This window comes from Salinicola sp. JS01, from assembly GCF_030284585.1.
GTDB lineage: Bacteria > Pseudomonadota > Gammaproteobacteria > Pseudomonadales > Halomonadaceae > Salinicola.
Window position 1 is genome coordinate 1,774,479 of the sequence record NZ_CP127244.1, and the last position, 14,030, is coordinate 1,788,508.

The following is a 14,030-nucleotide window of genomic DNA, read 5'->3' on the forward strand; positions in this document are numbered from 1 at the left end:
GATCACTCATCGACGGGAGTGCCATGAGCCTGCTGATACAGACCCGCTATCGTCTGAAAAAGAGCCCCCTGGCCAAGTCCTTGATCCTGGGCGTCAACGACCGCCTGCCGCTGGAGGTGAAGGATCGCCTCTATCGTCATCTGGTCGACCCCTATTCGGAGCATGAGGAGAACAACGATGTGGTCTTCGTGCACGTGCCCAAGACCGCCGGCAACAGTATCTTCCAGGCGCTGTTCGGGGTGCCGGCCCACGGCCACGATCCGGCCGAGCGCTATCGCCGCTTCGATGCCGAGCGCTTCGCGCGCTACTACAAGTTCGGCTTCGTGCGCCATCCGCTGGATCGTCTGGTCTCCGCCTACGTCTACCTCGAGAAGGGCGGTATCGGCCGCTACGACCGCGCCTTCCGCGACAAGTATCTGCGCGGCGTCTCCGGTTTCGATGATTTTCTGCGCCGGCTGGCGTCGCGGTCGCGCTATCGCCGCCGGGTGATGCGCTGGGTCCACTTCCGGCCCCAGGCCGAGTTCCTGTGCGACGCCGAGGGCCAGCCGCTGGTCGACTATGTCGGGCGCTACGAGAACATCGATGCCGATTACCGGCGTATCGCCGCCGATCTGCGCATCAGTCGGGTGGCACCGCTGGAAGTGGTCAACGCCACCGCGCGCCGGGACTACCGCGACTACTACGACAGTGAGCTTACCGCGATCGCCTCACGCCTCTATCGGCGCGATTTCGAGATCTTCGGCTACACGCCCTGAACGCCGCATGACCCCTTCGTACTCATGGACCCGAGACATGCTGGTCATCGATGCCAAGCGCGTTTTCGTGGCGCTGGTGGCGATCTTCGCCATCGCGCTACCCAAGTCGGGCGTCGCCCTCGGCGGCATTCCGCTCAACACCATCTATCTGCTGATCGTGGTGACGTTCCCGATCCTGTTCCTCAAGGCGATGCTGGGCACTGGCAAGCTCTTTCGCCAGGATCGCTACGCCTGCTACGTGTGGCTGCTGGTGCCGTTCTGGCTGCTGTTTCTGGCGGTCACACTGCTCAACGGGATCGCCAGCGTGGGCATCTACTTCGGCTACGTGATGGCGCTGATCGTGGTGCCGATCTTCGTCTACGTCTGGTCGAAGCGCCTGGGACCCGAGCAGATCGCCTATCTGCTCGTCTGTCTGCGCCACTGCATCCGTTTCGCCATCGTCTTCGGCCTGGCGCTGTTCCTCTACAAGATCGCCACCGGCCAGTACTTCTCGATCCCCATGCTGACCACCACCTATGGGGCCGAGCTGACGCTGGAGGCGAAGATGAACGACCGCGGCGGCCTGTTCAAGCTCTTCTCGACCTACAACAACGGCAACATCTACGCCGTGTGCATGATCATGCTGCTGCCGCTCTACAGCGTGATCGAGACCCGCCGCCTGTGGGTACTGGGGCTGATGCTGACGATCATGCTGACGCTGTCTCGCACCGCCTGGGCGCTGCTGCTGGTCTACTGCATCTTCGAATATCTGCTCTTCAATCGCGCCATCTCGGTCAAGAAGCTGATCCTGATCTGCTTTGCGCTGTGCCTGGTGGTGCCGGGCATCGTCGGTCTGCTGGGGCTGATGGGGCGCGACGTCACCTTCCTGTTCGACAGCGATCTGGGGGGCCGGGCGGGGTATCTGCAGTACTTCTTCGACGCCGGACTGATCTCACACACGCCGCTCTACTGGTCCTACGAGATTCCCTACGTCTCGATCGCCGAGTTCGTGGGGCTGATCGGTCTGCTGCCGTTCCTGTTGTTCTTCTCCAACGTGGTTATGGCGCGCAGTCTGTTCGACCCCTCGCGCCCCGTGAGCCGCAGTGCCTGTATCGGCTGCGTCATGTACTGGGTGGCCACCTTCTCCGATGCGGCGCTGGTCCTGGTGCCGACCTTCATCATCTTTTCTTTGCTGGTAATGCTCTCCTTCAGCGAGTGATCCCATGAAAATCATGCATGTATGCGAGACGGTGACGGGCGGCATCGCCACCTATCTCAACAATGTCGCGGGCGAGCAGCTGCGCCATCCCGATGTCAGCGGGGTCTCCATGGTGTTGCCGGCGGCGCAGCGTGAGGAGATCGCGCTGGGGGATGCGGTGCGTATCCACGACTTCCCCGGCGAGAGTCGGCCGCAGCGTCTGCGCCATCTGGCCACACGGCTATCGGCGGCGGTGGCGGCCGAGAGGCCGGACGTGGTCCACGTCCACAGCACCTTCGCCGGGCTTGTCTGCCGCGGGCTGCCGCTGTCGCTGCGCGGGGCCAAGCTGGTCTATCAGCCCCACGGGGTGGCCTTCGATCCGCACCGTGTCGGGGGGCTCAAGCGCCGCGCGATCCAGTGGGTGGAGCGTGCACTCTATGCGCGCAGCGATGCGCTGGTGGCGATCTCCGAATACGAGCAGACGCTGCTGAACGCGGCGGGTATGGGCGAGCGCACGCTGCTGATCAAGAACTGCGTGCGCGACACCCGCGAACCGCGTGTCGGTGTCGACAAGGAGGATTTCTACCTGTTCATCGGACGCTTCGACCGCCAGAAGGGGTTCGATCGACTCTATGCCAGCTGGGGTGAAGCCCATGGCGAGCTGCGAGTGGTCGGTGGCAGCGTGGTGGATGCCGGTACGGCGTTCGCGCCCAAGGCGAACATGCATCTGCTCGGCTGGCTCGATAACGCCAGCCTCGACGGCCTGATCGCCCGGGCCAAGGCGCTGATCGTGCCCAGCCGCTGGGAGGGATTTGGCCTCGTGGTCCTCGAGGCCTACCGTAACGCGACCCCGGTGATCTGCTCCAACCGCGGCGCGCTGCCGGAGCTGGTGCGCGATGGCGAGACCGGCCAAGTATTCGATTTCGACGATTTCGCGCCGTCGCTGGACGCCGCGCTGGCGCGCTTCGAGGCGGGCGACCGCGAGGCCATGGGGCGTCGCTGCCGCGAGCGCTACGAGCGTGAATTCTCGCCCGCCAGCATGAATTCGGCGCTTCTCAAACTCTACCGCTCGAGCGAGCACTGCTATGTATAGTCGGATCCTGATCAATATCTCCAACCCGGAAGACTACCGTTTCTTCAAACGCGTTTTCGCCGCCCCCGGCGCCCAGGCGTGCCGCGTCGATTTCGTGGCCAACAACCTGATCATGTACGTCTATCTGAAGCTCAAGCGCGAGACGGTGTTCATGCCGCGCCGCGGCCATGGCCGGCACTGCCGCGAGGACAACTTCAGCATCAAGACCGGGCGGCTGACGCAGCGCCAGGCGGATCGGGTCTATTCGGGCTTCGCCAATTTCATCGAGCGCGAGCAGCCGCGGCGCGGTTGGGAGCTCTACATTCTTCCCAGCGGCCGGCTGGCGTCGCAGTCGGCGCTGGCCGCCCACGCCCGCGCCCAGGGGATCGATGTGCTCTATACGGGTTACGGCAATATCGGCAACAAGACCTTCGCCGATCCCCAGGGCACCGACATGCAGTCCTATCTCTACGCCCATGTGGAGCTGCTCGACGACTATGCGGTCGACCTCGATGCCTTCCGCCGCTGGAAGCGCGACTACACCCAGGCGCGCATGCAGAAGCACGTGATCGGGCAGGCGCGCAAGCTGGACCTGAAGACGGTACTGCAGAAGTGTGTGCAGGTGGCCGGTTGCCGGCTCGAGGCGCTGCTCGGGCTCGCCGGCGAGAACGCCTATGGGCTGTCGGAACTGGCCAAGCTGCGCAAGGCCGATGACGTCGCGCTCGACAACATGGATTGGCAGACACCCTATCTGTTCTTTCCGATGCAGGTGAGCACCGACGCCCAGATCATTCTCAATTACCCCCAGGGCAGCGTGATCGATGGGCTCAAGCGGGCGATACAGATCGCAGCGGAAAGGGGGCTTAAGCTGGTGATCAAGCCGCATCCGGCGGAGATCAATCAGGCGATCCCGGCGGTGCTGGCGCGGCTGCGCCGCGAGCATGGCTTCAAGATCGTCAACGAGAACACCTTCCGCCTGCTCGATGGCGCCGAGTCGGTGGTGACGATCAACTCTACCGTGGGGCTCGAGGCCAAGCTGCTCGACAAGCCGGTCACCTTCCTCGGCAACACCTTCTATGCGCAGTTCGACGAGCGTCGTCTGGCGGCCTATGTCGACCATTACCTAGTGAACGAAGACTATTTTCGGGATACTCCGTTCAGCGCGGCGAACTTCGCCAAGCTGATGCAAAGAGCCCGATTGCCCATTCTGGATCGAAGCGAGGTAGCTTGATGAAATCCGTACCCATTGCCGGTCTGACGGTAGCGAACGATGCCCCTTTCACGCTGTTCGGTGGCATCAACGTGCTCGAGGACAGGGAGAGTACGTTGAAGGCGTGCGAGACCTACGTCGAGGTCACGCGCAGACTGGGCATCCCCTATGTGTTCAAGGCCAGCTTCGACAAGGCCAACCGCTCATCGATCCACTCCTTCCGCGGTGTCGGTATGGACGAGGGGCTCGAGATCTTCGCCGCGGTCAAGCGCGAGTTCGGCGTGCCGGTGATCACCGACGTCCATGAAGTCGCCCAGGCGGCACCGGTGGCCGAGGTCGCCGATATCATCCAACTGCCGGCATTCCTCGCCCGCCAGACCGACCTGGTGGTGGCGATGGCGCGCACCGGTCGCCCGATCAACGTCAAGAAGCCGCAGTTCCTGAGCCCGGGACAGATGAAGAACATCGTCGACAAGTGTGCCGAGGCGGGCAATCAGCAGATCGTGCTTTGCGAGCGTGGCAGCTGCTTCGGCTATGACAACCTGGTCGTCGACATGCTCGGCTTCCGCGAGATGATGGACGTCAGCGGCAATGCGCCGGTGATCTTCGACGTCACCCACAGTCTGCAGCGCCGCGACCCGTCGAGCGAGGCCTCCGGCGGACGTCGGCGCCAGGCGCTGGAGCTTGCCCGTGCCGGCATGGCCGTGGGGCTGGCGGGGCTGTTCCTGGAAGGGCATCCGGACCCGGATCGCGCCCGCTGTGACGGCCCCAGCGCGTTGCCGCTGGACCAGCTCGAGCCGTTCCTGGCCCAGATCAAGGCGCTGGATGATCTGGTCAAGGGCTTCCCCGCGCTGGAGATCCGTTGATGGCAGGGGGCGGCCAGGCCGATGCGCGCAACGACATCGAGCTCGTGCTGTTCGATGTCGATGGCGTGCTCACCGACGGCACGCTGCTGATCGGTCCCGAGGGCGAGGCGCTCAAGCCGTTCAACGTCCGCGACGGCGTGGCGGTGGGGCTGCTGCGCCAGCACGGGATCAAGAGTGGGGTGCTCTCGGCCAAGTCGAGCCAGCCGCTGCTCACCCGCGCCACCCAACTGGGCATGGACGTGGTCAAGCTCGGCTTCAGTCGCAAGCTGGAGGCGATCGCTCAGATCAGCGCCGAGTGGCAGATTCCGCCGGCGCGCATCGCCTTCGCCGGTGACGACATCATCGATATTCCGGTGATGCGTCGAATCGGCGTCGCCTATGCGCCGGCGGACGCTCATCCGCTGGTACGCAAGGTCGCCACGTATGTGACCGCCAGCCGTGGCGGCCGCGGCGTGGCGCGCGAGATCGCCGAGGATCTGCTCGCGGCCCGGGGGCTGACCCTGGCCGAGATGTACGCCCATCTGCTCGAGGACGATGACGCGCTGGGCGATCTGGTCCAGTAGTCATCCGCCACGGGCGGCACCCACGACCTAGCGACCCCGTCCCCCACGGCGCCTGGCGCCAAACGGGGGCGGGCATTGCGCCGCCAGCGCCCGCTGGCGGCGGCATCGCCGAGGCAGGGCTGAGATCTTCACTCGGCATTGCCTCGAAAGCGGCCAAAGGGCGCGCCTGCGTCCGCCGCTCGATACGTCGGCGCTGATCAGCGCTCTCCGGCACTCAGTCAGTCATCACTCATTCATCACCCAGGCATCACCCAGTACGACCCCGCGCTATCTCAGCAGACGCCGCCGGCGCGGCGTGCCTTGCCCGATTACGGGCCGGGTGCGTCGCGGCGTGGCCGGGCGTCTCTCAAGCGGGTCATCCCATCGGTCATTCAGCCGCTCATGAGACACATTCATGAGACACATGGAGGTCCCTATGAATCTGACCTATCTCGATACCGCCCGGCAGGTCTTCGCCAAGGAAGCCGAATCCCTGCTCGAAGTCTCGCGCAAGCTCGACAACGACCTGATCTCCGCGGTCGATGCCATCCTGCGCACGCCGGGTCGGGTGGTGGTGTGCGGTATGGGCAAGTCCGGCATCGTCGGGCGCAAGATCGCCGCTACCCTGGCCAGCACCGGTACGCCGAGCTTCTTCATGCATCCCGGGGAGGCCTACCACGGCGACCTGGGCATGGTCACCGAGCACGACGTCTTCCTGGCCATCTCCAACTCCGGTGAGACCGAGGAGGTGGTCAAGCTGATCCCGTTCCTCAAGGACAACGGCAACTATCTGGTGGGGCTGACCGGCAGCCCCGGTTCGACCCTGGCGCAGGCGGCGCACAGTCATCTCGACATCGGTGTATTGGAGGAGGCGTGCCCGCTGCAGCTGGCGCCGACCTCTTCGACCACGGCCACGCTGGCGATGGGCGACGCGCTGGCGGTGACGCTGATGAAGGCGCGCGACTTCCAGCCCGAGAACTTCGCCCGCTTTCATCCCGGCGGCTCGCTCGGGCGGCGTCTGCTGAGCCGAGTCGAGCACGAGATGCGCAGCGACAACCTGCCCCTGGTCGAGGCCGACGCCCAGGTACTCGATGTGATCCAGGCGATGTCCCGGGGGCAGCTCGGCATGGCGGTGGTCCGCCACGGCGAGCGCTGGGGAATCATCACCGATGGCGATCTGCGCCGGGCGATCGAGAAGTACGGTGAGCGCGTGTTCAGTCGCCGGGCGTTCGACTTCATGACGCCGCAGGCGTCGCGGATCGCGCCCACTGCCCGGGTCGAGGATGCGCTGGCGCTGATGGATAGCAAGCAGATCAGTGTGCTGCTGGTGTTCGACCACGAGCGCCTGGTCGGTGTGTTCAAGAAATGAAGGAGGCGGGCATGCAGGGCAAGGGAGTGCAGGACATGGGAATGCAGGACATGGGAATGCAGGGTGAGAAAGAAGGCGCGTGCATGAGTGACAACACCGTCTGGCATGCCCATCGGGTGGATCGGGCTCAGCGCGAGGCGCTCAACGCTCAGCGTGCCTGCCTGCTCTGGTTCACCGGGCTCAGCGGCTCCGGCAAGTCGACCATCGCCGGGCTGGTCGAGGAGCGGTTGCACCAGTTGGGCAAGCTGACCTATCTGCTCGACGGCGACAACGTGCGCCAGGGACTGAACGGCGATCTCGGCTTCTCCGACGCCGACCGGGTCGAAAACGTGCGGCGCATCGGCGAGCTGTCGGGGCTGTTCGTGGATGCCGGGGTGATCACGCTGTCGGCGTTCATCTCGCCGTTTCGCAGCGAGCGAGCCGCGGTGCGCCAGCGGCTGGCGGCGGGGGACTTCATCGAGGTGTTCGTCGACGCGCCGCTGGCGACCTGCGAGGCGCGCGACCCCAAGGGGCTCTACCGGCGCGCGCGGGCTGGCGAGATCGCTGACTTCACCGGTATCGACTCACCCTACGAGCCGCCCCAGGCGCCCGAGGTGCATCTGCACAACGACGGCAGCTGCTCGCCGTCGGCGATGGCACAGCAGGTGGTGGACTATCTCGCGGGCCGGCGCTGCGTATGACAGGCCGAGCGTTGGTGGCGTCTGCGGCGATGGCAAGCCAGGTGCAAGCGGTCATTGAGACTCACGCGTCCAAGGAGAACTACGCGTTCAGGGATAACCACGCGTTCAAGGGAGAACCACGATGAAAAGCCTGAATCCGGTCCGGCGTCTGGCGCCGCTGATGGATGTGATGGCCATAGCGCTGGCGGGCGTGCTGGCCAGCGAGGTGCGTTTCGGCAGTGCGCGGCTCGATAGCGGCAACGCGCTGGTGTTGGTGCTGGTGGCGCTGGCGGTGGTGTTGATCAATCTGTTCGGTGGCGGCTACAGCAAGTGGCGCTCGACCCGGCTGCGCAGCCGTATCTACCGGCTCTTGTGGGTGTGGGCGGCGGTGTTCGCGGTACTCGCCAGCCTGCTCTATCTGTTCAAGCTCTCCGAGAGCGTGTCGCGGCAGTGGCTGGTGTTCACCTTCCTGCTGTCGTTCTGCCTGGTGTGCGCGTCGCGGGCGCTGCTGATGATGCTGACCCTCTATCACAACGCCAGCGCCAAGAACCGGCGCAAGGTGTTTCTGGTCGGTCCCGAGGAGAACCTGCTCGATGTGGCGCGCTCGCTGCGCCGCCACCGCGAGCAGGGCTATGCGCTCGCCGGTATCTGCCGCGCGCGGGTGCTACGTAGCCAGCAGACGCCGCGCCATCTGGCCCGTCGGGTGGAGAAGTCGGGCGCCGATGAGGTGTGGATCTGCCTGCCGGTCTCCGAAGGCGCCCACGTCAAGGCGATCATGTACAACCTGCGCCATCTGCCGCTGGAGATTCGCTTCATCCCGCACTTCGCCGATATCCCGCTGCTCAACCATCGGGTCAGCCAGGTCGCCGGCAATCACGCCTTCGATCTCAGCGTCAGCCCCATCGCCGGCAGCGCGCAGTGGGCCAAACGCCTGGAAGACATCGTGATCGGCGGCTTGATTCTGCTGTTGATCGCGCCGGTGTGCCTGGCCTGCGCGCTGGCGGTGAAGCTGTCGTCGCCGGGTCCGGTGCTGTTCAAGCAGTTGCGCACCGGAGCCAACGGCCACGATGTCCAGGTCTACAAGTTCCGCTCGATGAAGGTGCATCAGGAGTCCGCCGGCCAGGTCTCCCAGGCGACCCGGCGCGATCCGCGCATCACCCGGGTCGGCGCCTTCCTGCGCCGGACCTCGCTGGACGAGCTGCCCCAGTTCATCAATGTGCTGCAGGGGCGCATGTCGATCGTCGGGCCGCGTCCGCACGCCCTGGCGCACAACGACTACTACAAGGATCTGGTCGAGTCCTACATGCAGAGGCACATGGTCAAGCCGGGCATCACCGGCTGGGCCCAGGTGTGCGGCTATCGGGGTGAGACCGACACCCTGGACAAGATGCAGCGCCGGGTCGAGCACGATCTCTGGTACATCAACAACTGGTCGCTGCTGCTCGACCTGAAGATCATCTTTCTCACCGTATTCAAGGGCTTCACCGGTCAGAACGCCTACTGATATGGCGGTTTTGATCCCTCATCCGTTACGTTCGAAGGAGCTGAACGTTGGCTAGACACTCAAGCTACCTGTACGAGATTCAGGGCTTGCGCGCGGTGGCGGCGCTGATGGTCGCCGTCTATCACATCTGGATCCAGAAGGTCTCCGGCGGTGTCGACGTGTTCTTCGTCGTCGCTGCTTTCTTCATCGTCGGTTCGCTGACCCGCGGCGGCCCACCCACGCTGGGCGGGCTGTTCGACTACTACGCCAAGACCCTGCGCCGGGTGGTACCCAGCGCGGCGGTGGTGATCGTGACCACGGTGGCGCTGTCGCTGTGGTTGATGCCGGATTCGATGTGGCGCAATCAGATCAAGCACGCCCTGGCCTCGACGCTGTTTCTCGAGAACTGGGCACTGGCCTTCACCGCCACCGACTATCTGCAGCAGGGCTCGCCGCCGTCGCCGTTCCAGCAGCTGTGGGCGTTGGCGGTGCAGGTCCAGTTCTACTGCCTGTTCCCGCTGCTGCTGTGGGTGGCGGGTCGCGTCGGCCGTGACCAGCACGGCTACCGCCGACGGGTGATCGTCGCGCTGGTGCTGATCGGGCTGCTGTCGCTGGGTTACAGCGTCTACATGACCGCGCGCAACCAGCCGTGGGCCTACTTCGATAGCGGCGCGCGGGCCTGGGAGTTCGCCATCGGCGGCTTGCTCGCCTTTGCGGTGACGCGGATGACGCTGTCGCGTCTGGCGGCCAAGCTGCTCGGCTGGGTGTCGCTGGCGGTGCTGCTCACCTTTGCGCTGTTTCTCGAGGTGTCGTCGTCGTTCCCCGGTGTGGTGGCGCTGATTCCGGTATTGGCGGCCTGCGGCATCATCGTCGCGGCGCGCAACCAGTGCGACATCTGGCTGCTCAACAATCGCGGCGTGGTGTGGTTCGGCGATCTCTCGTTCGCCTTCTATCTGTGGCACTGGCCGCTGCTCTCCTGCTATCGCTACGCCACCGGCGGCTTCGACGTCGGGCTGCTGCCGGGGCTGGCGATCATCGGCGGCGCCGCGCTGTTGGCGGGCTTGACCACCTGGGGGTTCGAGAACCCGGTGCGTCGTTCGGCATGGCTGTCGCGGCACCGGTTCGCCACCTATGCGGCCTGCGCTGCACTGCTGGCGCTGCCGATGGCGGCCCTGGGCGGCTGGTATCATGACTACCAGGGGCGCCGCGCCAGCGCCGAGGCGGCACTCGATCGGTTCCTGCACCACGCCCGGCCGGCAGAGGCAGCAGTCTACCCGCCGACCTTGATCGCCAGCATGGATCTGCCACCGTCGTCCCGGGATGGTTGCCATCAGAGCGCGACGGATGCCGAGCTGGTGGAGTGCAGCTACGGTGACCCTGACGCCGACAAGACGGTGGTGCTGGCCGGCGGTTCCCACGCCCAGCAGTGGCTGGCGGCGCTCCAACGGGTGGCGGCGCGCGAGCGCTTTCGCCTGGTCACCCTGACCAAGGGCGGCTGCATGCTCTCCCTCGACGCCGATGCCGACTACATGGCGTACCCCTCCTGCCATGCCTGGAACGAGCGGGTGATCGCGCGCATCCGTCAGATCCAGCCCGACTATGTGTTCACCAACTCGACTCGTGGGCAGGGTTCGGCGGAGTACGTGCCCGAGGGCTATCTGGCGGCGTGGAACGCGCTGGCGGAAGGGGGCGTGCGGGTCCTGGCGCTGCGCGACAATCCCTGGTTCGGCTTCGACGTGCCCGAGTGTGTCGATCTGCACGAGGAGGCCGCGGACGCCTGCGCCAAGCCGCGGGATGCGCTGCTCAGTCGGCGTTCGCCCACCGCTGATTATCACCTCGACAACGTCTACTTCGCGGATATCAGCGATCTCTTCTGCGATGAGCGCCTGTGTCGGCCGCTGCAGGGGAAGGTGCTGCTCTACCGCGACGACCATCACATCACCAACACCTTTTCGCAGCTGGCGGCGCCCCGTATCGCCCACACCTTGGCTCAGGCCGAGGCGGCATTCGCGATGGCGGATGCGGGGCACTGGATCGCCGGCGCGTCCCAGGGCAGTCAACCAGCCGAACCCAAGGAGGGATCATGAGTCTGACACGCCGTCGATTCATCACTGCCATGCTGGCCGTGGCCGCGACCCCCGCGCTGCCCGCGCTCTCCGGGCCAATACGCACGCCTTTGGACCAGCGCTCGACGCGGTCGGCATCCGGCGGCCTGCGAATCGTGGGGGAGGCCAACCGGGTCATGCTCGGCTGAGTCGGCAGGCGGCGCCTTCGCTCTGAGCCACTATGCGCCGTCAACGCCCCGCCGAATGCAAGACGCCCGCCGAATCCGGCGGGCGTCTTGCGTTGGTGACGATGTGACTGCGGCCGGCGTGGTCACTGCCGGGATTGGCGTCAGTCGCCGCCGCGGGCCACATCGAGGCCGAAGGCGAGTGCGGCATAGCGCCGGGTGCCTCCCTCGTCCAGTGCCTGCACCTGCACAAGAGAGAAGTCGAGGGTGCGATTGTCACCGGCATCGAGCTGCAGGGCGTCGCCACCCGACTGCCGATTGAGCGCGAGATCGGTGATGCCGCTGTGGGCCGGGATCAGGTTGCGCCCGAGGCGGAAGGCGTGGCCGGGGCGGCGCCCGGCCTGGCGCGCATCGCACACGGCGATCGCGGTCTCGACCCCGGGAACGTCGATGCGCAGGTCGTCGAGATCGAAGATCGCGGTGCCGGTATAGGCGCGCAGCTGCCCCAGCAGCGGCACCACGCCGGCCGGCTGTGGCACTTCTGAGACGATCGCACCGCCTTTCCAGTAGCCGTAGTCGCTGCGGTTGGTGCCCAGCGCCACCAGTACGTCGCCATCACGCGCGGGGCGGGTGAAGGTGAAGCGGCAGTCCTTGAGATAGGGCGACTGGGCGTTGCTGTGGCCGCGCAGGTCCATGACCACGTCATGGTGGCTGACGTTGCGATAGGTGACATCGGCCCAGGAGTCGACGATCACCGCGCCGAAGCCCTCGCCCTCGTAGACGAAGGCGCCGGTATCCAGGGTCACGTCCTGGCTGAAGTCAGGGTCCTCGAACCCGGCCAGGCGGCGGAACAGGGTGCGGCCCAGGCCGGGGCCGAACTTGGGCTCTGCCAGGCGCTCGTGCAGGGTGCCGGCGCTGGCGCTCTGACGGGCGACGAAGTTCTTGATCACGTTGCCGCGGGTGGCATAGAAGATCGAGATGCCGAAGTTGGCTGCGTTCTCGGCGTAGAGACCGTCGAACAGACAGTAGGTGCAGCCCTCGAGGTCGAAGGCGGTGTCGCTTACCTCCTTGGCGCTGCAGCCGTAGACCTTGATGTTGTGGGCGTTGTTGAAATAGATCGCGCCATTGGTCCAGCGGCAGTGGACGTCCTGGATGAAGCCGTCGCGCAGGCGCCGCATCCACCGGAGTTCGCCACCCTTGCCCGGGCGCGCCGAGCCGCCCCAGCCGGAGACGTTGCAGTAGTCCATGTGCACGTGGGAGATGCTGAAGTCGCGCACGAAGTTGAGGCGCACGGCGCCGGCGCGCTTGCTGTCGCCGGGGCTGAGCGTATAGCGACCGGCACCGCCGGAGAGGTCGCTGATACGGATGCGCTCGCTCAGGTCGTCGGGCACCTCGGGGTTGAAACCCGCGGCCACGGCGTTGTCGCTCTCCGGGTTCTCCTCCCGGGTGGAGTAGCGCCCGTTCAGCTCCAGCTCATGGAACACTTTCAGCCCGCCGCAGCGCACGTGATGAATATCTCGGTAGACCACGTCGCGCACGCAGACCAGGGCTACCGCGCCGCGGCAGAAGTCGCGCGCCTCCAGGGTGAGGCCGCTGACATGGATATCGTGGCTGAAGGCGGCGTCCAGATCGCCCTGCGGCCGCCCCTCGGCCCAGGCGGCGATCACGTGGGGTTCGCGCAGTAGGAACATGCCATCGCGAAAGCCGCTGGCGACATAATCGCTGACCAGGCGGCTGTTGGCGCGCGCGCCGGCGCCCACCAGACGGGTGCCCGAGCGCAGCGCGATACGCCGCTTGCCCAGATAGAGCGCACAGCCCTGGGGCAGATCGGGCAGATACTTGGTGCGGTAGGGGGTCTTGTCCAGAGTTTCCTGGAACCACGCCGATTCGTCGCTGCCGCTGCCCTCGGCGTCAGTGTAATCGGCGCGAAAGCCGACCTTGAGCAGGTCGATGTCGTCGCCGGGCTGGACATAGGCGGCGCCATCGGCGGCCCACAGGGTGAAGCGATGGAAGTCGTCGTGGTGTGGGTGATCAATGGGCAGCCACGCCATCTGATTGGCCTGCCCGGGGTCGTCAAGGGCGACGACGCGCTGTAGCTGGATATCCAACTCGAAGGGGCGGTCGCGGTAGAAGCTGCGGCAGACCAGCCAGCAGCCGTCGGCGACACGGGCACCCGGCCACTCGCGCAGGGTATCCACGCTGTCGACCACCACCAGGCGCTGATCGAGCGCCTGGGCCAGCGGCTGAGTGCCGGAGGCGGAATGAATCTCGCCTTGATCGAAGAACTGGGCGTGCAAGCGCTGCTGCTGGGTGCCATCGCCCACCTCCACCACATAGTGGCCGTTGGGGGCGGCGAACTGGATGCGACCGTCCGCATCGGCGTGGAACGGGTTGGACAGCGGCTGACCAAGGCCATCCTCCAGGCCGGCTGCCAGCGTCTCCTCACCCTGGGGCAGGACGCTGACGGCGGCGCGTGGCAGCGCTCGACCGTCGGCGCGCTGGGCGAAGAAGGTTTTGACTTCCATGGGGCGCACTCTCACGTCGTGAACTCGCTGAGCATTATCCGCAACTCGCCGCCCGCGCTCTTTTGCGACTTGGTGTGGTTTTGTCAGCCGGTGGTGGAGGTGCGTATCCGCCACCGGCAGTGCCCGCGCTAACGCTGAGGAA

The 14,030-nt window shown here is 65.8% G+C and carries 12 protein-coding genes; 11 read left to right on the plus strand and 1 reads right to left on the minus strand.

All coding sequences use genetic code 11. From position 1 onward, the window contains the following. Positions 1–23: 23 nt before the first annotated feature. The 11 genes from QO259_RS07975 (at position 24) to QO259_RS08025 (ending at position 11,387) form a co-directional block, all read left to right on the plus strand. Positions 24–755: a sulfotransferase family 2 domain-containing protein gene (locus QO259_RS07975; RefSeq protein WP_207035386.1), complete on the plus strand. Its 732-nt coding sequence runs from the start codon at positions 24–26 to the stop codon at positions 753–755. 37 nt (positions 756–792) lie between these two features. Beyond that, positions 793–1,953 (plus strand): hypothetical protein, encoded by a 1,161-nt coding sequence (locus tag QO259_RS07980; protein ID WP_285952426.1) that lies wholly within the window; start codon positions 793–795, stop codon positions 1,951–1,953. A gap of 4 nt (positions 1,954–1,957) precedes the next feature. Beyond that, positions 1,958–3,025, plus strand: a complete 1,068-nt coding sequence (locus QO259_RS07985) for a glycosyltransferase family 4 protein (RefSeq protein WP_285952427.1) — start codon at positions 1,958–1,960, stop codon at positions 3,023–3,025. Next, entirely contained in the window at positions 3,018–4,235 is a 1,218-nt protein-coding gene (locus tag QO259_RS07990) for a capsular polysaccharide export protein, LipB/KpsS family (RefSeq protein WP_285952428.1), read from the plus strand. Before QO259_RS07985 ends, QO259_RS07990 begins: the two co-directional genes overlap by 8 nt. Then, positions 4,235–5,080 carry a 3-deoxy-8-phosphooctulonate synthase gene (gene kdsA / locus QO259_RS07995; protein WP_035470950.1) on the plus strand — a complete coding sequence of 282 codons (846 nt, stop codon included), beginning with the start codon at positions 4,235–4,237 and terminating at the stop codon, positions 5,078–5,080. Before QO259_RS07990 ends, kdsA begins: the two co-directional genes overlap by 1 nt. Continuing rightward, complete coding sequence (locus QO259_RS08000; RefSeq protein WP_207035396.1) at positions 5,080–5,643, plus strand: KdsC family phosphatase; 564 nt, start codon at positions 5,080–5,082, stop codon at positions 5,641–5,643. Before kdsA ends, QO259_RS08000 begins: the two co-directional genes overlap by 1 nt. A 415-nt stretch (positions 5,644–6,058) precedes the next feature. Next, positions 6,059–6,991, plus strand: coding sequence for a KpsF/GutQ family sugar-phosphate isomerase (locus tag QO259_RS08005; protein ID WP_207035398.1), 933 nt, complete (start codon positions 6,059–6,061; stop codon positions 6,989–6,991). A gap of 11 nt (positions 6,992–7,002) precedes the next feature. Further along, complete coding sequence (cysC, locus tag QO259_RS08010) at positions 7,003–7,671, plus strand: adenylyl-sulfate kinase (protein ID WP_285952429.1); 669 nt, start codon at positions 7,003–7,005, stop codon at positions 7,669–7,671. Positions 7,672–7,792: 121 nt separating this feature from the next. Next, positions 7,793–9,154 (plus strand): undecaprenyl-phosphate glucose phosphotransferase, encoded by a 1,362-nt coding sequence (locus QO259_RS08015; protein WP_285952430.1) that lies wholly within the window; start codon positions 7,793–7,795, stop codon positions 9,152–9,154. Positions 9,155–9,201: 47 nt separating this feature from the next. Beyond that, positions 9,202–11,220, plus strand: coding sequence for an acyltransferase family protein (locus tag QO259_RS08020; protein WP_285952431.1), 2,019 nt, complete (start codon positions 9,202–9,204; stop codon positions 11,218–11,220). Continuing rightward, positions 11,217–11,387, plus strand: coding sequence for a hypothetical protein (locus QO259_RS08025; RefSeq protein WP_285952432.1), 171 nt, complete (start codon positions 11,217–11,219; stop codon positions 11,385–11,387). The genes QO259_RS08020 and QO259_RS08025 overlap by 4 nt, the downstream gene beginning before the upstream one ends. A gap of 140 nt (positions 11,388–11,527) precedes the next feature. Here QO259_RS08025 and QO259_RS08030 read toward each other — a convergent pair whose 3' ends face one another. Continuing rightward, positions 11,528–13,888, minus strand: a complete 2,361-nt coding sequence (locus QO259_RS08030; protein ID WP_285952433.1) for a right-handed parallel beta-helix repeat-containing protein — start codon at positions 13,886–13,888, stop codon at positions 11,528–11,530. Positions 13,889–14,030: the final 142 nt, after the last annotated feature.